The following is a 24476-nucleotide window of genomic DNA, read 5'->3' on the forward strand; positions in this document are numbered from 1 at the left end:
ATTATTGAAACGTAAGGAGTTGATCTACTGTGGAAACGACCGCTGCTCAAACGAAACAATCGAGCATTCAAATCACCGGTATGACTTGCGCAGCTTGCGCAAACAAAATTGAAAAAGGGTTAAGCAAAATGGACGGGGTCACTTCAGCAAATGTAAACTTTGCACTTGAAAAAGCAAGCGTGACCTATGATCCTGCCAAAGTGGAAATAAAGCAGCTTGAGGAAAAAATTAAAAAACTCGGATATGGCTCTCTTTCGGAAGTTGCACAATTTAATCTTGAGGGTATGACCTGTGCAGCATGTGCGAACAAAATCGAAAAAGGGCTTAGCAAACTACCAGGGGTTACTAATGCTTCGGTAAACTTTGCAATGGAAACAGCCCGCGTTGAATTTTCTCCTGGCGAAGTTTCTATTCAAGAGATGCAAAATAAAGTAAAAAAACTGGGTTATACTGCTATCGTCAAACAGGAAGACCAAAAATCAAGTGACCACCGGAGTAAAGAACTTAGCAATCAAAAACGAAAATTACTGATATCGGTCATTCTCTCTTTGCCTTTATTGTGGACGATGGTAGGTCACTTTTCCTTTACTTCCTGGATATATGTCCCGGAACTATTTATGAATCCTTGGTTCCAACTCATTATGGCTACACCGGTACAATTCTATATCGGTAAACAGTTCTATGTAGGTGCTTATAAGGCGCTCAGGAATGCCAGCGCGAATATGGATGTTCTAGTGTCGCTCGGAACTTCGGCTGCCTACTTCTATAGTTTATATTTGACCATTGAATGGTCCAGAATGGGTACCATGCATCACGGTCCGCAGCTGTATTTTGAAACAAGTGCGGTACTTATTACCTTGGTCATCTTGGGGAAATTATTTGAATCACTCGCGAAGGGCCGCACCTCAGAGGCCATTAAATCGCTCATGGGGTTGCAAGCCAAAACAGCTTTGGTTATTCGTGATGGAAAAGAGCTTACTATTCCGGTAGAAGAAGTAATCGTAGGTGATGTTGTACTCGTTCGTCCAGGAGACAAAGTTCCTGTGGATGGTGAAGTTTTGGAAGGCGTATCATCCGTAGATGAGTCCATGCTTACAGGAGAAAGCTTGCCTGTAGAAAAAAGAGCTGGCGATGCAGTCATTGGAGCTACGATTAACAAAAACGGTATTCTTCGAGTTAAAGCTACCAAAGTAGGGAAAGAAACGGCACTTGCTCAAATTATTAAAGTAGTAGAAGAAGCTCAAGGGTCAAAAGCGCCGATTCAGCGCGTAGCTGATGTAATCTCAGGTATATTTGTACCGATTGTTGTAGGAATTGCCGTTGTGGCCTTCTTAGTTTGGTATTTCCTAGTTACACCTGGTGAATTTTCCGTAGCGCTGGAAAAAGCAATTGCTATTCTTGTCATCGCATGTCCATGTGCGCTTGGACTGGCAACGCCAACATCCATTATGGCAGGATCTGGACGCGCAGCAGAATTGGGTATTTTGTTTAAAGGTGGTGAACACCTGGAACAAACTCATAAGATTAATGCAATCATTTTAGACAAGACAGGTACGGTAACAAAAGGTAAACCTGAATTAACTGATGTCTTAGCTGAAGGCAATGAAGCAGAATTCCTCAGACTGGTTGGAGCGGCTGAGAAAAACTCAGAGCACCCGCTTGCAGAAGCAATCGTAACTGGCATTCAAGAAAAAAACATTGAATTGCCTGGCACAGAATCGTTTGAAGCTATCCCGGGATTTGGAATCAAGTCCGTAGTCGAAGGGAAGGAATTGCTTATTGGTACACGCCGACTCATGGAAAAGTATGATGTCGATGCGAAGAAAGCTTATGAATCGATGTCACGTTTGGAAGAGTCGGGTAAAACGTCTATGCTGGTGGCCATAGATAGCCGTTATGCTGGAATGGTTGCTGTAGCCGACACGATTAAAGAAACATCGAAGGATGCTGTTAGCCGCCTGAAAGAGATGGGAATCGAAGTCATCATGATTACAGGTGACAATGAGCGGACAGCTAAAGCAATAGCCGCTCAGGTTGGAATTGATCATGTTCGTGCTGAAGTTCTTCCTGAAGGAAAAGCAGAAGAAGTGAAAAAACTGCAAGCTCAAGGTAAAAAAGTTGCAATGGTCGGAGACGGAATCAACGATGCACCTGCACTTGCAATGGCGGATATCGGTATGGCCATTGGTACAGGGACAGACGTTGCCATGGAAGCAGCGGATGTAACACTTATGCGTGGAGATTTGACAAGCATTCCAGATGCAATATACATGAGCCGCAAAACGATGGCAAATATTAAACAGAACTTATTCTGGGCTCTTGGTTACAATACCCTAGGTATCCCTGTTGCTGCCATTGGTTTGTTGGCCCCATGGGTTGCGGGTGCTGCAATGGCATTAAGTTCCGTTTCCGTCGTTCTCAACGCCCTTCGATTGCAACGAGTGAAAGTCAAACAGTAAAAGAATTTAAAGGAGGAAGTATAGGATGTTTAAACTAAATCGTGTTTTTCTCTTTGATGGTAGCAAGGCACCTCAAGAAAGTTCGCATTCCGATGGTCATGGAGGACACAGTCACCATCATCACCATCATCATGGTGGTGGACATTCGGAAAGCAATCTTAAAGCTATATTTTCTTTCCCGGCAGGAACGCTGAAAGCAAACGAAAATGCACGGATCAACATTCAAATTAAAAACTCCGATGACACGATTGTAAAGGATTTTGAATTGGGCCATGAAAAATTAATGCATCTTATTGTGGTGAGTAAAGATCTTACTTTTTTCAATCATATTCATCCTGAGTTTGATGGAGCTGGAGAGTTTACGATTGATACAACATTTCCAACTGGCGGAGAATACAAAATCATCGCCGATGTTCTTCCAAAAGGAGGATCGAGCACAACCCTAAGTGAGTGGGTGAAGGTCGAGGGAGAAGCTGAAATGTCGGGAGCAATAAATGCTGATACTGAGCTGATGAAAATTGTCGACGGAAAAGAAGTAGAGCTCACCTTGAGCAGTATGAATGCAAATGAGGAAGTTACCCTTACGTTTAACTTTGTTGATACGCAAACGAAGGAAGGGATTAATAACCTCGAACAATATCTGGGTGCTGTAGGACATGTCGTAATCATATCTGAAGATGCAAATACCTATCTTCATGTTCATCCTATGAACGAGGCAGAAACCGGTCCTAACGCAGCGTTTATGACAGATTTTCCAAAAGGCGGCATTTATAAGGTGTGGGGACAATTTCAACATCAAGGAAACGTATTTACAGTACCTTTTGTAGTCGATATAAAGTAATTTTTAATTTGAAATAGAGGCGATAAATCATGGAGGAAATTAAAATCGCCATTAGCTCAGCAATCCAACTAGGAGGCAGCTTGTATACTCCCGATCGGCTTAAAAATATTGGGGGTAGACTTGGGCCAAATAAAAAGGTGGAAATGACTCCCTTCAGACAACTGTATGCAGAAGTGCCGATCAATCAACGAGAGGCGATCACTGAGGAACTTGAGCGAAATGGTCTTGAAGTGAATCCTGCAGGTTTTGTCACTAAGAGTCTGTTCGATTACAACTTCTGCAAGGGTGCTGAAGAAGCGAGGCTGGAAACGGCAAAAAAATAAGACAATTGCGGTTAGAGAAGTTCAGCAAATTCGCAAATTGAATTTCGCTGGGAGAATTAAAACTTATTGCTGGGTAATGAACCTGATGGAAAGGAGGTGACAACAAATGAAAGAAGCGAGCATTAAAGTGCAAGGGATGTCTTGCCGTTCTTGCGTTCCTAAAATTGAAGGGGCAATCCGTACGATGGGTGCTGAAGGTGAAGTGAATTTTGATCAAGGTACAGTAGATGTACGATTTGACGAGTCGAAGATCAAAATTTCTGACATAGAGAAAGCGATCCGAGAAAAAGGATACAATATAGCATAAAAATAATCGTTTAAGAGGAAGGGGAAGTAAACATGAATCATTCGGTGGAAATTTATACAATCCCGACCTGCAGCGACTGCAATTATGCCAAACGCTATTTTAGAGAACATGAAATCACCTATAAAGATTACAATTGTGAAGAAGACATCAAGTATGCAGAGGAAGTCTACAACTTGACGGGGAAACAGGTGGTTCCGACGATTGTAATTGATGATCAAGTTTTCATCGGTTTCGCAGAAAATCTAACTGAAATAAGCAGTTTGATTAAATAAAGTAGACCCGGTCGAATTTCGACCGGGTTTTATAAATAAATATTAGCAAAGTGTCAAAGTATCAACTATAAGATCTTCAATTAGAGAAATATAAAGGGATATTTCTTGAAGAAGTATTAGTTCTGAAATCAAAGTAACAAAGTCTAAAACTAGCAGGAGGTAGGAGATGGCAAAATATACATGTGTAGACAAGGACACTTGCATTGCGTGTGGAGCTTGTGGAGCGACGGCACCCGATATTTTTGACTACGACGACGAAGGATTGGCTGAAGTGATCTTCAAGGGAGATAATAATCGTGGGATCAAAGAGATCGACGAAGACTTACTGGAAGATCTTCTGGACGCGCAAGAAGGATGTCCAACGGATTCAATAAAAGTGGAAGAAAAACCTTTTTAATAAGCTTTCAAATACTACGATAATAGCTGCTTTTTAATAGAAAATAATATAGTATCCTTTTGCCCTTTATATAGGGAGAGGAAATATATATTCAAAGGAGTTGATTTAGATTGAAACAAATAACGTATGATACCATCTCATGTCACAATGTATCTAATATTGAGCGGAAAAGTCACTATTCAGAAAAATCAAAGCTTAACTTAATGCACCGACTCAATCGTATCGAAGGACAAGTTCGCGGTGTTAAGGGAATGATCGAACGAGATACGTATTGTGATGATGTACTTCATCAAATTGCTTCGATCCAATCAGCTCTTAATGGATTGGGTAAACAACTTCTGGATCATCATTTAAAAAGTTGTATCATTGAACGAATTGAGGAAGGCGATCATAACGTGGTAGATGAACTGCTAACAACCATATATAAATTGATGAAATAAATAAATCTAGGTTAGCACATAATTAATAGTACCAGAAAATTTAAAAGAAGAGGAAGATTCTATGTATCCTGTATGCTCAAGGAGGTGAATATTTATGATTAGATTAGAGCACTTTCATAAACAAGACTTTGATTTGCTTATAAGTTGGATTGACTCACCTGAATTTCTAATGCAGTGGTCAGGAATTGACTTTAATTATCCTTTAGATGAAGAACAATTAAATCAATATATAAAAGGTGCAAACGAAGAAAATTCAACAGTATATATCTATAAAGTCGTTTTAGATAAAACCAATGAAACCATTGGACATATTTCACTGAACAATATTGATTTAAAAAATCGTTCTGCAAGTATAGGCAAAGTTTTAATAGGTAATACCCACTTCCGTGGTAAGGGACTAGGACAGAAAATGGTTGTAGAATTACTCAAAATTGCCTTTAATAATCTGTCTCTGCATAGGGTTGGATTAGGCGTATATGCTTTTAATGAACCAGCTATAAAAAGTTATGAAAAAGTAGGTTTTGTAAAAGAGGGGTTACTCAGAGATTATAGGAAAATGGACGATGCCTATTGGAGCTTATGGCAGATGAGTATTTTAGAGGATGAATGGATCAAAATCTTTAATTAGGTTTTGATACATTTCACATTCCAGACAGATGACAAGATCCTTGTTATATTCCCGATATCGTTTCATCGACAGCGGCAACAAATGGGCTTACCACTGCAAGGGAACTCATAAAAAAAACAGTGCGAAAATTGATCTAAATGGTGTATGAGAATAAATGAAACACATCAGACACAAATTGTAGGTTTACATAATAAATATTATGTAACCATTCAAGGCTGGACTGATTGTATTTTCATAAAAATGAGATTTTGTACTATCAATTATGAATCACAAATAATGCAAAGAAAGCACGAGGAAGCCTGAGCTCAGGCTTCCTCGTGCTTGTTTAGAGTATGAAATCTTGTCATACGAGAGTATGTACAGTCAGGCAATAGGAAAAGCCTTCACTTCAACAACTGCACATCGATTTCTTGACCATCTAAGGAGTACGCTTTATATTCCACTTTACCTATAGGTTGTTCACTGTAATAGTAATAGAGCCTGGTGTCCTCATTTACCGTGTTGTTAAAAGCAATTTGATCTCCGCCATTGCGAGTGGCCTTGATCTGATCCACTTGGTTAATCAGTGTCGGCATCAAGATTAGGTGTACATCTTTCTTTGATCTGTAATGGAAGGTTCTCTCGATCACATCGAGAGAATCTGGACCGGGATGATGGATCAGCAGCTCATCGGTAACGTTCCATCCCCATAATCCTTTTGACACGCCATACACCTTAAAGCCTTCTTCAACCGGCTTTATCGTTAAATTATACTTCTCGGCCTTATCAACAAACATGCCAATTCCAGGCCCGCCTTCATAATCTTCCAAAGCCTGCTCGACCGTTGAATTTGCAAAATAAACATCCCACACGAATAATCGAAACAGAACGATACCTATAATGATCAACAATACGATATAGCTGTTTCTTCTAGCGGATGTGCTGCTTCTAGTCTTTTTCGTGTCCATCTCTGTCTCCAACCTTTCATCGGGTCATTGTTATGTACATAAGACATGAAGTACAAGATTAAACATATTTGGCATAGCTTAGAACACATTGTACCCGAAAGGCTGCATAACGCCAAGTAGTTATCGTGCCTTACAGAATCCGAAAGGGCTATGTCACACATGGAATAGAACACTTATTGGATCAATCCTTGAAACCGATAAATGATATAGAATGTGAAGAAAGTTCTACCAATTTCAAGGAGGTATATTTTTGAGAAGGCAAATTTTCATCTTTGTTCTTGTACTCTGTACGACACTGACTGGCTGCTCGTTGGGCGAGGGTACAGAAACAACAAGCGAAGAAAGTTCTCAACAAACAATGCTCAATGCCACCTCTACAGCAGAGGAGGATCTGCTTTTGATTCACGGCATCCGGCTTGGTGACAGCAAAGAGAAAGTAGTTGAGAAACTTGGATATCCACAATCCAAAGGAAAAGTGATCGAAACGAAGAATAACGATACGGCTACTTCGTACAAATATGGTGAACTGACTTTTGGAATCTTGAACGATAGCGTGGCTTCCATCGAAACCGAAGATCGGGAGTACAAGACCGCAAGCGGGATTGGGATAGGCAGCACATATATTGAGCTAATGAATACATACGAGCACATGGATCCAAGAGAAAGTGAAGGCAGGGAGTTTGTATACATCACGGAGCAGGACCGTTTCCTGTCATTTGTGATGGGTTCCGATGAACGAATTGAACAGATATCCTATGGATATCAATCCGTGTTTGAAGAATTCAGTGGCATTACTTTTGCGGAATTGGACAGCAACTCACGGCAAGTGGATGTCTCTAAAACTCAGGCCAATTCATTGATTGAAGCGGTTTACTTAAACGACATCGAAGCAGTCGAACGTTTATTAGCCGAAGGAGCAGATCCCGACACGACTTTTTCGTCTATGGCTGAAGGTATTGAGCCAAGTGACCGAATCTCTGTCCTGTGGTACTCGATATATAAGGAGTATTATGAAATCATTACATTGCTTGAAAAACATGGCGCCAAGCAGATCAAAGATGTCCAAGAAGTACGTTTAAGGGGCCATGCGGACGAAGCCCTGCAAAATCATGATCTGGAAAAAATGAAGAGGCTGTTAGAGACAGGGCTGGATCCCAACGGGTACATCGGTTTTGGACAGTGGGAGGAGACTTATATGAGTTATAGTTCTTCTCGTAACGACCAAGAGATGGTGGATTTATTGTTGAGTTACGGAGCGAACCGCTAACATAATTCAATCACTGCCTCTATTAAACTAAGGGAGACATTTGTTCTCATTTTGTAAAAATAGGCCCTCCAAGTCAGGAAAACTGATTGGGAGGGCCTATCATCGTTGTAAAGAAGAGGCATAGTATCAGTATCCGATCTTAAGTGTTTCACCACTAAGATACACGCTCTCCGAGCGGGTGATCGGAAGCTTATGCTCCGCTGAAAATCCGATGGTTTCCCCATCCCTTAAGGTAACATCCTGCTCAACAATGTATAGCGAGATATCCATCAAGAATTCACGAAGTTCTTCGGGCGTTACCTGGCTGTCCAACACTTCAATCTCATCCTTACCAAACGATCTAAGTCCGTAAGTATATCCGCTGATTCCAGTCTCGGTTCGTACTAGACCGAAGTATACCAAATTTAACAGAGGCAGTAGATCGTCATCGGATTTCATCAAGTCTGCCATATCCACATAAAACTCGGGCTGAAATACCGTTCCTGAAGAGTAGAGACCAATCGCATTAGGCAGCTTCAGACAGCTTGCCGCGAGCTTGGTGTACATTCTGCCGGCTGCCAGTGGTGATGCCTTACGTGGAAACAAAGCCAGAATAAGCTGACTGACATGAGTCTTGGTAATCTCCTCGGCTTGTGGCCACATGTAGTTACCCTGAGCATAATACTCGGCTTCACCATCCGGAATCGGAGCATCGACAAAGCTGATTGCGGCCATACAGCCGTCAGCTTCAAAAACGAGAATGCCTTCCTTTTCCTCTCCCTGGCTACCATCCTCATCTTCCCCAGGAGAGCAAGTGATATTCCAGTCACGTAACAGATTGGCTTTGATCTGCTCCAGATCACATTCCGATGAATTGAGTAGAACGAAGCCGTTGAATAAACCGGATGATTCCTGTGTATCTGCGGCATCTTCACCTGCATTCTGCGCTGCTTCATATGCGGCTGCTTGCTGCATCCAATACTCACGAATCATTTCAACCATATGTATGGATTCCTCTTCGGCGGTAGCAGCGTTATATGGCTGCATCTCACTGAATACGTGCCCGCAATGCTCGGTATCCGAGGGATTCTCATAACCACCGCAGACGCCAAGAAGCCATTTACCAAGCAGAGTTTTCTTATATTTGAATATGTAGTAATGCATGTCGTGCAGATCGAATTCCCCCGCTAATTCAATTCTGCTGGGCATATGACCAAGCTCTTGTTCATTCATCAACCATTCGATCATAGTGTCCTTAGCCGCTTGCTGTTGCGCTGTCATGTGTTCTTCTCCTTTAAAATAATAATGTAAAATGACGACTGTTATATTTTACCGGGTGGGAGGATGTTCAGCAATAGAACAGAGGTACCTTGAAATAGGGATTCATTTTTATGTATATAAATACCTTAGCCCTATGAAAGTGCAGGTTTTGTGAAGGACGAATCAACCATTTTTACTCAAAGATTCGTATCGCTGGAATTGTATATGATAAAATATCTTATATAGGAACATACGATCTGTATTAGATGAGAGGAGTTTACATACATGCTGGATATGATCAAGCCTCCTGCGGAGACGATGTATGAAGAGGAGCTGCGCGCCCTGCGGGAGGAGGATACCGGAAGACGGCCTCCTAACTGGCTGCTGTCGCCGGCTGCGGTTCGTGATTTCATTATTGGCCGTGAGAAACCTGTCAAGCTGGACGGACGGGAAATACCGATCACCCGCAAGTTCTATGGTAACGATGTGCTGGTGGAACGGGCTGTCGTCACGCTTGCCGGTAATCGGGGACTTATGCTGGTGGGGGAGCCTGGAACAGCGAAAACGATGCTTAGCGAGCTATTGTCGGCGGCTATCTGCGGAACCAGCCTGAATACCATCCAAGGGACAGCGGGTACGACAGAAGACATGATGAAATACTCCTGGAATTACGCCATGCTTCTGGATAAGGGGCCAACCGAGGCAGCGCTGGTTCCATCGCCGTTATATAAAGGAATGAAGGAAGGTATTATTACCCGCTTCGAGGAGATTACGAGATGTCCGGCCGAATCCCAGGACAGTCTGATCAGTATCATGAGCGACAAGGTCTTGAACATTCCCGAGCTCAGTGGCGGCATACTGTTTGCCAAGCCGGGATTTAATATTATCGCAACGGCGAATATCCGGGACAAGGGAGTCAATGAGATGAGCGGCGCGTTAAAACGCAGATTCAATTTCGAGACGATCCGTCCGGTGAACAATGTCAAAATGGAGGCCAAGATCATCGAATCCCAGGCCCGCACACTGCTCGATCACAGTGGCGTGGATGCCGAAGTGAATTCTGATGTGGTTGAGCTTCTTGCAACAACCTTCATGGAGCTTCGAACCGGAATAACCCGTGAAGGCTACAAGCTGGAGAGTCCACAGGCGACCCTTAGTACAGCTGAAGCGGTATCCGTGTATGTCCAGAGCGCCATGACTTCCTATTATTACGAGAATGAACATATAGCTTTGAGCAGGCTTGTCCAGAATATGCTCGGCACGATCGCGAAGGAGAATGACAAGGATCTGACCATTTTAAAGTCCTATTTCTCCAAGGTTGTCAAAGAACGTGCGAAGCAAGACGAGGTATGGCAGGCTTACTATGAGGAAAAACAATGGATCGGTTAGAGCAATTGACGCCCGGGAATGCCTCCCAGAATGAAGGAGTTTCGGAATTCGAAGAAGCCGGTATACAGGATCGCGTTATGGAAATGAACCCGGATTGGAGCATGGATCCATCGGGGGATCTACGCCAAATTTTTGAGGAAGACGTCATGAACTTCAAGAAGGGCATCGTCTATTTTCCAGTACGCCATCACAGCCCGGCTTGCTCCTATCATGTTAAGAACGTGATAGAGAGCTATAAACCGGAGATTATTTTAATAGAAGGACCTGAGAGTGCAACTCCGCTTATCGACATTCTGGCAGACCAAGCTACCGAGCCGCCTGTAAGTTTATACTGCACCTATGAACAGGATGGAGAGCGATCAGCCTATTATTATCCGCTGCTAAGTTACTCTCCGGAGTATGCAGCCTTAAAGCTGGGAACAGAGCGGCAGATCCCCATTCGCTTCATCGATTTGGATTTTCGTCACCAGAATCGTACAGAAGAAGAACGGCAAGTTGAAGCTTCTCTGCAGGATGAAACCCTGCTGGCCGGATCTGAATTCATGAAGCGGTTATGCGATACATTTCATTGCCGCAGCTTTCATGAACTATGGGAGAAGTTGTTTGAGATCCCCGGGACCGCTTCAACAACTACGGTATTCGCTCGGAACGTATTCACGTACTGCACATTATCCAGACTGTGCTACACCGATCATGAGCTGGCGCTTTCTGGGGATGTTGAGCGTGAGGTCCATATGAGAATGCAAATCGCTGGCGCTTCCCGTGACTACAAAAGAGTGCTGGTCATTACAGGCGGATTTCACACCTATGCGCTTCTGCAAAGGCATATCGAAGGGAATGCCGAAACGTTAAGTCATCTGTCATTACCGAAGAAGTCGACCGCAGCGCCACATCAACCGTTTACTTTGCAAAAAGAAAACGTGATGACTGAAAAAACCGTGGTGAGCGATCCAGCCGTTACTGACCATCAAGTATATCCCATGGTTTATACATTTGCCGAAGCGGATCGCTTAAATGGCTATGCGAGCGGCATGCCTTATGTGAATTATTATCAGATGGTCTGGAATGAAATGCAGAAACATAGCACTCATCCCTTCCACAGGGCTGGACTATCTTTTCTGGCACAACTCACCCGGCATCTGCGTAATCGGAATGAGGCTGTGTCAACGAGTGATGCAATAGAAGCTTATCGAATGATTCAAGGGCTTGCGGATCTGCGAGGCAAACGGGAAGGCGGCGTCTTTGAGCTGCTGGATGCTTCACTTTCATCGTTTGTCAAAGGGGAGCATACTTTAGCCTCTGACGAGCCGCTTGAACAACTTGCGCGGATGCTGACAGGGGATAAAATCGGTTCGGTAGCTCCTAACCGCCTCAGCATTCCGATTGTGGAGGACTTCAAGAAACACAGCATGGTGTTCAAATTGAATCTCAAGGTTACGGCCAAGCATCAAAAAACGCTGGATCTTTATGCCAAACCGCAGCATCGACGGCTCAGCCAGTGGTTTCACTGCGTTAGCTTTCTCGTTCCGAACTTCGCTGTCCGGCAATCCGGGCCGGATTGGGTAGCTTTTAAGGATATGAGTCTTGTCAGAGAAACCTGGAGCTACTCCTATTCCTCCCGGATTGAAGCTCGCTGGATCGAATGCTCGATTTATGGAGGTACGGTCCAGGAAGCAGCTGTGCGAAAAATTGAGCAAGCGGCCGCTGAAATTCCCGAGCATCACAGTGAAAAAATGGTGGAATTGCTGTTACAGGCATGCCTCATGGGGCTTGAAGATATGGTTCATCGGCTCTTTGACGGGGTAAAAGCCGCCTTGCTGCTGGATGGAAGCTTCTTGTCCCTATGCAGAACGCTGAATGTACTGAACCGAATGCAGCAACATACGCGACTTCTGGGTCTATCACCGGACATTCGTCTACCGGAGCTGATTCATGAAGCCTTCGATCAGGCCGTTCGCCAGATGCTGCAGCTTGGACATACGCATCCCGATGAGCATGCTCTGATCACACAGTCACTTAAGCTGTTATTTATGCTATCGACGGCATCTGGCGAGCGATATGATCGGGAGACTTTTCGCCTGCATCTGGATGAGCTGTTAGCGGATAACGGCTTGCCAGCCCAACTTGAAGGAAGCTGCACTGCCATCTCGGTAGGCCTTGGCAATCGGAGTAAAGAAGAGATCGTATTGCGGGCAAAGGGCTATATGCGTGGAACACCAGAGAAGATGAGAAAGACGGCATCTTATCTGCATGGTGTCTTTGCGGTGGCACGTGACGCCCTCCTGTATGACGACACGTTATTAATGGAGTTAAATCATCTAATCGCTGAACTGCCCTATGAAGATTTCATCAGTATGGTGCCTGAGCTGCGGCTTGCTTTCACATATTTCAGTCCCATGGAGGCAGATCTGGTTGCAGAGCGGGTTGCGAAGATGCTTGAAACGGATGTCGAAGAGCTCGATAGGCCGCCAGTGGATGAACAGCTTCTACAGTCAGCGAGAAGTATGGACCAAGCTTTACGGGAGGAGTTTGCCAAGTGGAGCCTGACATGAATCGATCAGTCCAAGAAAATCTGAACCGTTGGCGCTTGATCCTGGGCAAGTCGGCTGATGAGGGCCTGTCCACGACAGGACATTATTCCTCTGATCATTTTGAATATGCCGAAGCCGATGAGATTTTGGATTATTTATATAATCGGGAATATAGCGAAGAACAGGGGTACCGGCAAAAAGCAGGGGGCCGTGGTGCCACGCAACTTACCGTACCGAAGTGGCTGCACCAAATGCGCACCTTGTTCCCGAAGCAAACCGCAGAGATTCTAGAAAAGCAAGCGCTTGACCGTTATGGGCTGTCCGAGCTTTTAACAGATAAGAAGCTGCTTGAATCGCTCGAGCCCAACATGAATCTGCTTAAAAATATCATGCAATTTAAAGGCCGAATGAAAGGTGCTGTGCTTAAGAGTGCCAAGGAGATCGTTCGGAAGGTGGTTGAAGATTTACAACGTCAGCTGGAATCCAATGTTCGGATGACCATCAATGGTAAACGAAACCGTTATTCCAGCAGTACCGTCAAGTCCCTGCGTAACCTGAACATCAAGAAGACCATCACACGGAATTTGAAACACTATGACAAAGCGAGATCGCGATTTGTTATTGATCGGCTATATTTTGACGGGAATGTGCAGTCCTGCAATCCATGGGAAGTTATTATCGGTGTAGATGAGAGCGGCAGTATGCTGGATTCTGTCATATACAGCTCAGTAATGGCCAGCATTTTTTATAAAATCAACGCACTGCGAACCCGGCTGTTCATCTTTGACACCCAGGTCGTTGACCTCAGCGACAGACTGGATGATCCGGTTGATCTGCTGATGAGTGTACAGCTCGGTGGCGGCACACATATTACGAAAGCTCTTCGTTATGGAGAAACCATGATCGAGAACCCCGGGAGAACGATGTTCATTCTGGTGAGTGATTTGGAAGAAGGATACCCTATTCAGCATATGTATCGAGCTTGTAAGGACATTATTGATTCGGGAGCCAAGTTATTCGTTCTAACTGCCTTGAACTTTGAAGGAGAGGCGGTATACAACCGACAGGCTGCACAGACACTCGCTAATATGGGAGCTCACGTGGCAGCTATTACACCGAATGAACTGGCCGATTGGATCGCGGATACGATACGTTAAGAAGGAAGATCTATGGCAGGTAAGTCCGTTTGAAAACGATGGATGACAATGTATATAAGAGAGAGGGATGTTTATGAACATGATTACGGAAGATCGCACATTAGAGACGCTGGTGGATCGCTTTGCCGATGCCTGTGCCGACGATTATTCCCTTGCGGAGAGCCGGAGCCGGCAAATCACCGATTACGTCATGGGACGCACGGATCAGTTTCCTGAACTCATGGCGAAATCTAATAATTATTCTTACCGTACATTGGAGATGCTCACAAAGTTGTCTAAGAAGGACACAGGAGATGTCTTTTTCCGGGCAGCGGCTGTGGTATTGAGAACTCAGTTGGATTATAACCCTCGCCATTACTGGTATATGCGTCCATTCCCGATCACGCTGGGGGAAGAAGTGAAAGCGTTTGGTTTGGGAGGTAAAAGCGTCCATGGACATCATCGAATTCCAGCTGCCGCATCCCGTCTTGAACAGATCCGGAAATTCGCAGGTGACGAGCCGATACTGAGCGAGATTCAGTATACACTTCGTCTGTGCAAGTTTAACTCCAAAAATTTAGGTTCGGTGTATGAAATCGTAACGATGCTGCTGTTGGTCAAATCTTATTCACTTATTGCTCCAAGTGTGCTGGAGGACATAAAGGATACAGCCAAAATGCCTGAGCTGCTGCGGGCTGTTTTGGCTGGCGATGCAAGTTTGATAAAGAGTATTCTTCCAAAGCTGGTGGAACCGCTAATCCGGCAAACAACACAATCACTCAAGGATCATAACTCCGCACTCGATTTAGATTCTGATTACATACAGAAACGACGGGAAGAGGTAATTTCCAGACATTTCGCGAAGCAGCCTTCTGCATCAGGTGAAAAGCTCACTAGAGAGCAATTTCAGGAGACCTTTCTTGCGATTCATGCGGCGTTTTTGTTCTCAGTCAATCAGCATGGCGGGAAGGCTCGCCTGCTTAGCGAACCTGATGAGATCAGAAGCGAGCTGCTGGAAGCTGTTAGAATGCTGCACGAAGTGTACCCGCTTGAGGTTCGCGAGTATCTGTTATCTATAGATGGGCACTCGAAGAAACGGGATGAATTGCTTCGTGGCATCGTACCTGTGGAAGAGCCCTTTGAGCTGATTGAGCTGCTGCGGACGGAATTGAATATGCATCAAGTGTCATGGAGTACACTTCAGGCTGCTGTTCTGTCACAGCCAGCGGAAGCGGTTCGTGCCTTCGAACTCATTCAGAATCCATATATTCGTGCTTATCTCCGTAAAATGCTGGACGGTCAACAGTTCCTTCTGAAGGAAGGAACACCATCAGTGGAGCAAACCGTCTTTGATGTACTCAGGGATAAGCGCTACGGCGGCCGGTACGGATTGATGTGGGCTCGGTACCTGGAGGGTGAACTGACACTGCAGGCATTCTGGGAAGATGAGCAGAACAAGAAGTTATTTCAACAGAACAATCAAGATCCTAAGCGGAAGCATCTGCTCATTGCTACCAGTTTTCTTCCGGTTGAATCTTCAGCATACCGACGGCTTGCGATCCTGCTAACGGCCAAAGAGGAAATCACAACCGACCTCCTCTTTGTACTATACAACGCAAATGTGTTTGACGGAATGGCGATGCTGAAGGCATACGATCAAGACCCTGAAGTGGATACGAAGCAGCTGCTGAACTCCTTGTTCAAGCTGAATGGCATTCATTATTACTATACACACGTGATTCCGGAGGAAGCTTACCGCACATTAATCCGAAATTATATGCAAGAGGCGTTAGCTCTGTACAAGGACCTGCCTCTTGAATCTCGTCTAACTATTCTGGAGGTGGCTTTCAAGGAAATTGAACCTGACTCCACCCAGCTATTGTCCGAAGCGATCCGGGCTGGACTACAGGATACTTCCAAGAAAGCCCGTGCGGCGGCAACTGCGAAATTCAATGAGGATCCAGAGCGGAATACGGAGTTATACATGCATATCTACCGGACCGAGAAGAAAGCTTCCATTAAAGAGCTTGTGCTGCACGCCATTCGAAGTCTGCCAAACAGCAAGGAGCTGTATCAGCAGCTTCTCACTAAGGAGAAGACCGCAAGTTTGAGGACGATGATCCAGGTGCTTCTCGATACGGCGGATCAGCGTCCGGAAGAAGCGCATGCTGCGATCGCTGATTTAACCGACGCCAAGACATTAGGGCGACTGGGCTGGTTATCCATGGATGACTTGCCAAACCTGATTGGACATGACGGGGAGACACTCGATTCACGCATTAAGCTGTATATCCTGGTTCAGGCCATGGATTACAACTCTGGACCCAATGAGCGCTTGAACGAGGTTCGATCTTATGCAAATGATGAGTCTCTTGCCCAATTTACTGCGGAATTGATCCAATTATGGATTCAAAGTGAGGCTCCTGCCAAGGAGAAGTGGGTACTCTATGTCGGAGCGTTGTTCGGAGATCGGCGGCTGCTAGACCTGTTGGGACCGCAGATCAAATACTGGACAGAGAACAGCCGTGGCGCCATTGCCGCAGAAACGGTGAAAATGCTGTCATACCTGCGAGAGCCAGCTGCGCTGATGCTAATTGATAAAATGATGCGGATGATGAAGAATCGTCAAGTCAGAGGCGCAGCTGAGGAAGCACTCGAGCTCGCGGCAGAGACACAGGGACTGACCCCTGAGCAGTTGGCAGATAAGCTGATTACCACGCTTGGGTTCGATAATCGGGGCGAGCAGACGTTTGATTATGGGGAACGCTCTTTCCTCGTCAAGGTAAAAGGAGATTTGCAGCTGATCGTGCTCAATGAAGAGACTGGGAAAACACTAAAAAGCCTGCCAGCTCCCGGTCAGAAGGATGATCCGGAATTGGCCGCGCAGTCAAAGGCGAGGTTTACTCAACTCAAAAAGGACTTGAAAACCATGGTTTCGCTGCAAGAGCAGCGTTTGGAAGAGTCATTGTCCAAGCAGCGCTTATGGACAGCTGACGAATGGAAGGAACTCTTCGTTAACAATGTCATTATGCAGAAATTTGCACTAGGACTGATCTGGGGCGTTTATGAGCAGGGGGAATTGGTGGACACTTTCCGTTACATGGAAGATGGTACGTTCAATACCATGGATGAAGAGGAATTTACCTTGGAAAGTAATGCGACTGTCGGTTTGGTTCATCCCCTGGAGCTTGCACAACCGGTTTTGGAAGGTTGGAAATCGCAACTGGAAGATTACGAAATTGAGCAGCCGTTCCCTCAGTTGGATCGGGATACTCATCTGATTACCGAACAAGATGAGACTACCAAAGTCTATGAAAGCTTGCCTGAGGGAGAATACTCGCCAGCCGCTTTTCCTAAAGCTCTGGAAAAATACGGATGGGTGAAGGGAATGGCGATGGATGCTGGATTCTATTATGAGTTATATAAAGAATACGGTGAGCTGATTGCAGAATTGCGCTTTAGTGGAACGAGCATTTCTTATTATGAAGGCATGGAAGATATTACGCTCGAATCCTTGTCCTTCTATGTAAATAAAAAAAGTAAATATCACTACTATGACGTAAATCAGGCATTGACACTTAAAGACGTGCCTAGCCGTGTGTTCAGTGAGACTCTCCATGACATTTTACGAGCAGCAGGTCGCTGAGATGTCCATCCGTAAGTTTGAAGAAGCCTTTCAAGATTTTATTGAAAAATGTACGGAGGATTACCTGATTCGGTCTGCCAACAAGGGGCTATATAAGCGGGCCCATAAAGAAATCGATCAGGGTATAGAGGTGGTCTACACCTTTGGTGAGCAATCGGTGGAGGCGGTTTTAAGTGAGGGAACGATATGCGTATTGGAAAATACGCTCGATCGCTTTTCTTGCTCTTGTCCTTCCGACAACCTCTGCAAGCATGTATTAATCGCGATCTTGTATTATCAGAAGAATAACCTGAAAAAGACAGCAGGCGAGAGGGTATCCACGACGGAATCTGATGAAGACAGTCGGCAGCACCATGGCTCGGATGCATTCTCATTCAGGCAGCACCAAGATTCGGATGCATCCTCATTCACTCCAGGAGCTCCGAATCCTCATGGAGCTGAATCGGCGGGGAACGTTGGAGGAAATGATGGACTAGAATCGGTAATTGAACCGCTCCCAGCTCGATTCGAATGGCTGGTACAAAATGACTTATCTGTACTGCTCCAACCCTTTGATTCGTCCATCATCGAGGAAGCTCGGTTCCAGCTTCGATACGATGAGGAGCTGGAAATCAAGGAGGATACTTTGTTGACGGTACGTCTGGTCCGCAAGCAGGCAGAGGTGTCGTTCACGGAGGCGCCGGATGTTGGGAGAGCATTATGCAACGTTAAACAGCGTGAGGGTGATCTGCTAAGAGTAGAGGCTTTATTGAGATACCGGGCATATAAGGGGCTGGAGGAAGAGACAATCCTTGCGGAAAGAGCGGCACAAGTCAAGTTTTCGATTCCCGCCATCAGGGAATGCCGAAAGCTGATCCGCGAGATATTGCGAATCGGGATCGCCCGTCTGCCTCAGTCGTATGCTGCTCAGCTGGAGACCATGGCAGTAGCCGCACATAGCGGCAATCTGCCCGAGATCGAACGTAGTCTGCGCGGCATTCTCGGAGAATTGAATCTCTTCTGGGAGAGGCATGTACGTTTCTCCATGCCGATGCTGCTGGATCGGCTGACCCGCCTGCTATTAAGTCTGGAGCTTTTGGCCCAGGAGCAGCTCCCTGTCGTCCAACAAGCCCAGCTCATCGGCAAATTTCGTTCGAAGTTCTACAGAACCTCTCATCTCCATTTGTATGGGTTGGGTGCTGAACCTTGGGAAAGCCGCTCAGGATACCGCGGGATTACCTATTATAGCTATTGTTTCGACGACCACCATATCTACACCTATAGTGATATTCGTCCGATGTATTATGACGACAACCGGTTCTCTTATTCTAGTCAATACACATCAACGTCTCCCTGGCTCCCTGGCTTATCCCTGCGCCAATTCTCAGGTTCAGAAATGAATTTTGAGGGGATGAAAGTAAATGAGGAACGCCGTCTTTCAGCCGGCGAGGGAGCGAAGCTGGAACTGCTTCCTAGAAGAGCGGTAGAGGAAGTGGACTTCGGGAGTCTTATCAAACAGGATATCGATGCAGATCATAGGGTTTTATGTCAGCCATCTCTATTCTCGGCACCCTCGTCACCACTTGCAATGATTCGCATGTCTGAACTGATTGGCACGATGTATGATCAGCGTACTCAGAGCCTGCTGATATCAGCCCGGATGGAACAAGACCGGACTATCGAGCTTACACTTCCGTATAAGGCTGAGTGGGCAACCGCCATTTCTAAGCTTGAGCAGGGCAGATTCCGGACGGGTGCTAGTCCCTTTTTCATGCTGGTCCGTGTGGAGAAGGATCATATGGAGCCGATCAGTTTCCTCCAGGGTCAAGATGTGATCAGTATAAAGCTGGATTTGTGATGCTAGGAAAGATCAAGTTCGTTTACTTGTAGAAAGTTGCTTTTCTTCGAGTCATTCGGTGGAAGGAGGGTGCAAGTGGATCAGTTGCAGTTACTGTTGAATCAAGCGCATGGCTGGGCGGTCAAACATTTGCTTCGGGGTTTGCAGCAGCTTACGTTGGAAGATTTGGATGAACTGGAACGTATAGCGGGCGAAGCCTCGCAGCTACAGCTAGCTTTTATGTCTGAGCTGCTGGAACATTTTATTAAGGAAGCACGTCAGGTTGTGCTTGGCGGAGATCAGGAGGAGGCCATGCTCTTCCACTACGCCCGTCTTGTTCAGTATGTGGAGCAAAGCGGCATATTAAAGGATGAAGCATATGAGAACGCATGAGGTGAATTTTCAATAGGCTCGCGGTTCATAAGCAGTAATACATCTGGTAGACAAGCATAACCAAGCGAATATAGCGGATAACCACAGCAGAGATAGAGATCTGTTGTGGTTATTTATTTTTTTCGCCCATAAGGTCTGAGGGCATTGACTTAAAAACCATTGATTATATGCCGATATATAAAATATTGGTAATAGATTGAATGAGGAACCATAAGGGTCCACTTATACAGGTTGGAGGATACGGACATGAGCAGCATAACGGAACAAAATACGCAGCAAGAGTTGATAAGAGCCTTTATACAGGTAGCTCCATTGTTAAAAAGTCTGACGAATGATGATATCACGATTGGCATTTATGACACAGAGAAGCTGATCATTAACATTCCGGGGAATACGTTCTCTTTGAATGTCAGTCCGGGTGACCCGTTAATGGAAGGGGATATCGTGACTGATGCTATCCGGCATAATAAGGCTTTATCGGCTGTCGTTCCGAAAGAGCTGTTCGGTTTTCCGCTTGTCGCACGTGCGATCCCGCTTCATGATGAGCAAGGTCGAGTTATTGGCGGCATAGGTATGGGGACGAGTCTTGAGAAAGCCAATAAGCTATTCGAGATGGCTGAAGGTTTCTCTGCCATTGTTGAACAGACTACAGCGTCCGTTGGGGATATCAGTCAATCCATCTCTCATCTTACAGAGCGTATGACCGAAGTAACAGACCAGATGAAGGATGTCAGCACGAGCGCACAGCAGATTGATCAGATATCCATGGTTGTCAAAGAGATTTCCGAACAGAGTAACTTGTTAGGTCTTAATGCAGCCATTGAGGCAGCCAGAGCGGGTGAAGTGGGGAGAGGCTTCTCCGTTGTTGCTGATGAGATTCGGAAGCTGGCCACTGTCTCAAAAGAAAATGTAGATCGGATTAATGACGTAACGAAGAATATCCAGCAGCTCTTATTGCGCTTAAATCATACCTTTACCGATATTCACAAGCTGACGGATGCCCAGTCAGGGACGATTCAGGAATTCTCTGCCACGATCCAGGAGATTAATGCAAAAGCAGAGGAATTAGCACAGGTCGCTGAGCAAACCCTTTTATCAAAAGAACACGATAATCAGTAGCTTCTCAGGCACAGGCAAATCTACATAATTATATCCAAGCGAACAAGCTGGGGAGAAATACGTATTTACGTATTTCTCTTTTTTATGGCTGCGATGCAGATAACACCTTCATAGGATTCGGCTTTTATACCTGGATGAAGAAGCCTACCTGCCACTACTTGTAGGAAATACAATCGTCGCCCTGTCTAAAAAATTCAAGCGCACCATATCATTTTTATAGTAAAATAAAACTCGTGGCTTTTCATAATAGAATAGGGCCTGCGACTTTAGCGGAAGAGGAGTTAAGATGCAAGTGAAAAAGTTATATTCAAAATGGTTCGGAAGCTATTGGAGTCCCTATCTGGTTATGGCTCTGGCGGGTATTCTCAGTGCTGTCTATTTCGGAATTACCCATACGGTATGGGCCGTTACCGGTGAGTTCACTCGTTTGGGAGGGCATATACTCGAATTCATGGGAGTGGATGTATCGGATTGGGCGTATTTTGGCCTTGTCCATATGGACGGCACGACCTGGACGCGGACAGATGGATGGATTGTATGGGGCATGTTTATCGGAGCTCTCATCACCATTCTGCTGAGCAGCAATTTCAAAATCCGCAAACCGAGACAGAAGCGCCGGTACGTCCAGGGTTTTGTCGGTGGCATCATCGCCGGCTTTGGAGCTCGGCTGGCTCTGGGCTGCAATCTAGCAGCTTTTTTTACCGGTGTGCCGCAATTTTCCCTTCATGCCTGGATTTTCATCGTGGCTACGGGGGCAGGTACTTATTTGGGTGCGAAGCTGGTTAATACAAGATGGTGGAAAGGCAAGCCTGTACTAAAAATGGGCGGTACTTTATCAGCTGTTAAATCAGGCAAAAGTCGGCAGCCTCTCGTGGGAGGTATTCTGGGTCTCGCCTACATTGCACTGATTGTATATTTCTATATCACTGGTCATACGATGCTGGGAACAGCCGCCTTATTCGGAGCTGCATTCGGTATCCTGATCGAGCGAGGGCAAATCTGGTTTTACCTCAGCGTTTCGCGATTTGTGGATCAGCGGCCGGGCCACGATGACCAAGGCGATTATTCTTGGCATGGCCATCAGCTCTATCGCTACACTCATCATTATTTTGGTGTACGGTCTGGATCCGATTACGAAAATAGCTGCGCCAAGTACGTTTGTTGGCGGACTGCTGTTCGGACTGGGAATCGTCATGGCCGGGGGCTGTGAAACCGGTATGATGTACCGGCTGATGGAAGGGCAAGTTGTCTTTTTACCTGTGTTTATTGGAAACATCCTGGGAGCTACTGGTCTGGCATATGCATGGGATCACCTGGGCGTATATAATCTTCTTGTGAAGAGTGGATCGCCTGTCAACCTGATTACCACCATGGGACCGGCGGTTGCCTTGATTGTTACACTACTTGTCCTTGGGGGCGGATTTGCTATCGCCGCTTATTGGCAAAAAAACTACCGCTTTGGCGTAGGATTCAAGAAAGGGGAAACAACCAATGTCCGTTGATTTTACACTGGATCTCCGGGGCGAATCTTGTCCATACCCGGTTATTTACACACTCGAAACACTGCGAGAACTGAAGAAGGGACAAACGCTCCAGGTCATATCAGATTGTCCGTCTGCTTTTCGAAACGTACCGGAAGAAGTGGTTAAGCACGGCTATACCATGGCTCAAGAGCCATTCAAAGAGGGCCAGGAATTCAGCCTGTTCATCCAGGTGTAATTACAAGAAATTTGACCGAAGTGTCTGAAAACCATAGTTTTCTTCTGTATTTTCATCTGTTTTATCTGTAAGAAGCCGCCAATATGAACTGCACCCCAATTGTTAGACACTCTCTAACAGTTGGAGGTGCAGTTTTTCATGACTAAATTTTCCAAGGATAGGAAATTGGCGATAATTCAAGGGTATGATCCAGATTTTCTATCACAAATGGAATACGCCAATCAAATGGGCGTTACCAAGTCCCAATTCCAATATTGGTTGAAGCTCTATGAGATGCATGGTGAGTCTACCTTTACTAACGGCTATACAAATTATCCGGCAAGCTTTAAACTGGACGTACTCAATCATATGGCTCAATCCGAAGCTTCTCTCATGGATACCGCTGCTCTGTTCAACCTTCCGAACTTCTCCATCTTGCATTCCTGGCAGAAAAAGATGGAAACAGGCGGTCTAGAAGCCCTTGAGCCGAAAAAGAAGGGGCGTCCATCCATGAAGAAAGTTTCCAATTCGTCTAACAAACGATCCGTAGTTGAAGGATCTGTCGAAGCACTCGAAGAACGTATCAAGCAGCTCGAAATGGAAAACGAGTATCTAAAAAAGTTGAATGCCTTAGTTCGAAACAAGGAAAAATCACCAAACAAGACAAAGCACAAGCGGTCTGGGAACTGAGGCATAAATATCCGGTGATGGCACTCGTACAGCTGGCTGGTATCCCACGCAGCACCTACTACAACCTTATAGCACGTATGAATCAACCCGATTCGAATGCCGACTTAGAAGCTGAAATCCAGTCCATTTATGCGGAACATGAGGGGCGTTACGGATATCGCCGTATTCGTGATGAACTGGCAATCCGTGGATGGAAAGTAAACCACAAAAAGGTGCAGCGGCTCATGAAAAAGATGGGCCTTCAATGCTTGGTCCGCATGAAAAAGTATAAGTCATATAAAGGGACAGTCGGCAAGACTGCACCGAATCATCTGGATCGCCAGTTCACGGCTAAGGCGCCCAATGAGAAATGGGTGACGGACATCACGGAGTTTAAGTTGTTTGGAGAAAAGCTGTATCTATCGCCTATTCTGGACCTATTCAACGGGGAGATTATCACCTATACCATAGGTTCACGACCAACATATTCTCTGGTATCTGAGATGCTGGATGCAGGACTGAAACGTCTGCCGGAAGAGCACCACCTTCTCCTTCATTCAGATCAAGGATGGCATTACCAAATGAAACCGTATCGCCATGCACTTAAGTCCAGAGGCATTCTCCAAAGCATGTCACGAAAAGGGAATTNGCATAGAGAATCGGTATTCTCAAGTCGGAGTTTCTATACTACAAAGAGTTTGAAAATGTAGAGCATTTCAAAGAAGAGCTGAAAAAATATATTGAATATTACAATACCAAACGGTTGAAGGCAAAAATAAAAATGAGTCCGGTACAGTACCGAACTCATTTGAAGAAAGCTGTCTGAAGAAATAACCGTGTCTAACTTTTGGGGGTCACTACAATAAGGCGGCTTCTTTGTTTTATATAAGGATGTTATAACGTCGCATGTTAGAATGACTGTGAATCGCTAAATTTTCATTTTCATGTGTGTAATGATG

Annotated in this window: 19 protein-coding genes and 3 pseudogenes; 20 read left to right on the plus strand and 2 right to left on the minus strand. The window is 45.3% G+C overall.

What is annotated here, in order from left to right; all coding sequences use genetic code 11:
• Positions 1 to 80: 80 nt before the first annotated feature.
• From AM231_RS08390 to AM231_RS08425, 8 genes are all read left to right on the plus strand, one after another.
• Entirely contained in the window at positions 81 to 2459 is a 2379-nt protein-coding gene (locus tag AM231_RS08390) for a heavy metal translocating P-type ATPase (RefSeq protein ID WP_242615190.1), read from the plus strand.
• 25 nt (positions 2460 to 2484) lie between these two features.
• Positions 2485 to 3300: a hypothetical protein gene (locus tag AM231_RS08395; RefSeq protein WP_242615090.1), complete on the plus strand. Its 816-nt coding sequence runs from the start codon at positions 2485 to 2487 to the stop codon at positions 3298 to 3300.
• A gap of 29 nt (positions 3301 to 3329) precedes the next feature.
• Complete coding sequence (locus AM231_RS08400; protein ID WP_054402226.1) at positions 3330 to 3623, plus strand: hypothetical protein; 294 nt, start codon at positions 3330 to 3332, stop codon at positions 3621 to 3623.
• Positions 3624 to 3729: 106 nt separating this feature from the next.
• A complete protein-coding gene (locus AM231_RS08405; protein WP_054402227.1) occupies positions 3730 to 3930 on the plus strand; it encodes a heavy-metal-associated domain-containing protein in 201 nt (66 codons plus the stop codon).
• Between the two features lie 32 nt (positions 3931 to 3962).
• Entirely contained in the window at positions 3963 to 4202 is a 240-nt protein-coding gene (locus AM231_RS08410; protein ID WP_054402228.1) for a glutaredoxin family protein, read from the plus strand.
• Positions 4203 to 4368: 166 nt separating this feature from the next.
• Entirely contained in the window at positions 4369 to 4599 is a 231-nt protein-coding gene (locus tag AM231_RS08415; protein ID WP_054402229.1) for a ferredoxin, read from the plus strand.
• A 119-nt stretch (positions 4600 to 4718) separates the two neighbouring features.
• The gene (locus AM231_RS08420) at positions 4719 to 5039 is read left to right on the plus strand and encodes a metal-sensitive transcriptional regulator (protein WP_054403574.1); all 321 of its coding nucleotides are present in this window, start codon (positions 4719 to 4721) and stop codon (positions 5037 to 5039) included.
• A gap of 94 nt (positions 5040 to 5133) precedes the next feature.
• Positions 5134 to 5667, plus strand: a complete 534-nt coding sequence (locus AM231_RS08425; protein ID WP_054402230.1) for a GNAT family N-acetyltransferase — start codon at positions 5134 to 5136, stop codon at positions 5665 to 5667.
• A gap of 383 nt (positions 5668 to 6050) precedes the next feature.
• Here AM231_RS08425 and AM231_RS08430 read toward each other — a convergent pair whose 3' ends face one another.
• Positions 6051 to 6614 carry a hypothetical protein gene (locus AM231_RS08430; protein ID WP_054402231.1) on the minus strand — a complete coding sequence of 188 codons (564 nt, stop codon included), beginning with the start codon at positions 6612 to 6614 and terminating at the stop codon, positions 6051 to 6053.
• A 250-nt stretch (positions 6615 to 6864) separates the two neighbouring features.
• Between AM231_RS08430 and AM231_RS08435 the strand changes: the two genes are divergently transcribed.
• The gene (locus AM231_RS08435; RefSeq protein ID WP_054402232.1) at positions 6865 to 7881 is read left to right on the plus strand and encodes an ankyrin repeat domain-containing protein; all 1017 of its coding nucleotides are present in this window, start codon (positions 6865 to 6867) and stop codon (positions 7879 to 7881) included.
• 126 nt (positions 7882 to 8007) lie between these two features.
• Here the strand turns inward: AM231_RS08435 and AM231_RS08440 are convergent, their stop codons facing one another.
• Entirely contained in the window at positions 8008 to 9141 is a 1134-nt protein-coding gene (locus AM231_RS08440; protein WP_054402233.1) for a DUF4261 domain-containing protein, read from the minus strand.
• A gap of 267 nt (positions 9142 to 9408) precedes the next feature.
• Between AM231_RS08440 and AM231_RS08445 the strand changes: the two genes are divergently transcribed.
• The 11 genes and pseudogenes from AM231_RS08445 to AM231_RS29860 all read left to right on the plus strand — a co-directional run.
• Positions 9409 to 10509 (plus strand): ATP-binding protein, encoded by a 1101-nt coding sequence (locus tag AM231_RS08445; protein WP_423212919.1) that lies wholly within the window; start codon positions 9409 to 9411, stop codon positions 10507 to 10509.
• Positions 10497 to 13061 (plus strand): DUF5682 family protein, encoded by a 2565-nt coding sequence (locus AM231_RS08450; RefSeq protein WP_242615091.1) that lies wholly within the window; start codon positions 10497 to 10499, stop codon positions 13059 to 13061. The genes AM231_RS08445 and AM231_RS08450 overlap by 13 nt, the downstream gene beginning before the upstream one ends.
• Entirely contained in the window at positions 13058 to 14197 is a 1140-nt protein-coding gene (locus AM231_RS08455; protein ID WP_207383547.1) for a VWA domain-containing protein, read from the plus strand. Before AM231_RS08450 ends, AM231_RS08455 begins: the two co-directional genes overlap by 4 nt.
• 73 nt (positions 14198 to 14270) lie before the next feature.
• Positions 14271 to 17822, plus strand: a complete 3552-nt coding sequence (locus AM231_RS08460) for a DUF4132 domain-containing protein (RefSeq protein WP_054402234.1) — start codon at positions 14271 to 14273, stop codon at positions 17820 to 17822.
• Positions 17794 to 19659, plus strand: a complete 1866-nt coding sequence (locus AM231_RS08465) for a hypothetical protein (protein ID WP_131724724.1) — start codon at positions 17794 to 17796, stop codon at positions 19657 to 19659. Before AM231_RS08460 ends, AM231_RS08465 begins: the two co-directional genes overlap by 29 nt.
• Positions 19660 to 19734: 75 nt before the next feature.
• Positions 19735 to 20031 carry a hypothetical protein gene (locus AM231_RS08470; RefSeq protein WP_054402236.1) on the plus strand — a complete coding sequence of 99 codons (297 nt, stop codon included), beginning with the start codon at positions 19735 to 19737 and terminating at the stop codon, positions 20029 to 20031.
• A 246-nt stretch (positions 20032 to 20277) separates the two neighbouring features.
• The gene (locus AM231_RS08475; protein WP_054402237.1) at positions 20278 to 21150 is read left to right on the plus strand and encodes a methyl-accepting chemotaxis protein; all 873 of its coding nucleotides are present in this window, start codon (positions 20278 to 20280) and stop codon (positions 21148 to 21150) included.
• Positions 21151 to 21436: 286 nt separating this feature from the next.
• A pseudogene (gene yedE / locus AM231_RS08480) lies at positions 21437 to 22652 on the plus strand (selenium metabolism membrane protein YedE/FdhT).
• Positions 22642 to 22869: a sulfurtransferase-like selenium metabolism protein YedF gene (gene yedF, locus AM231_RS08485; protein ID WP_053493555.1), complete on the plus strand. Its 228-nt coding sequence runs from the start codon at positions 22642 to 22644 to the stop codon at positions 22867 to 22869. Before yedE ends, yedF begins: the two are co-directional and overlap by 11 nt.
• Before the next feature lie 138 nt (positions 22870 to 23007).
• A pseudogene (locus AM231_RS28035) lies at positions 23008 to 24165 on the plus strand (IS3 family transposase); the annotation flags it as partial.
• A 1-nt stretch (position 24166) separates the two neighbouring features.
• Positions 24167 to 24343: pseudogene (locus tag AM231_RS29860) on the plus strand (IS3 family transposase); the annotation flags it as partial.
• Positions 24344 to 24476 lie beyond the last annotated feature (133 nt).

It is taken from the genome of Paenibacillus solani (assembly GCF_001277345.1).
GTDB lineage: Bacteria > Bacillota > Bacilli > Paenibacillales > Paenibacillaceae > Paenibacillus_AQ > Paenibacillus_AQ solani.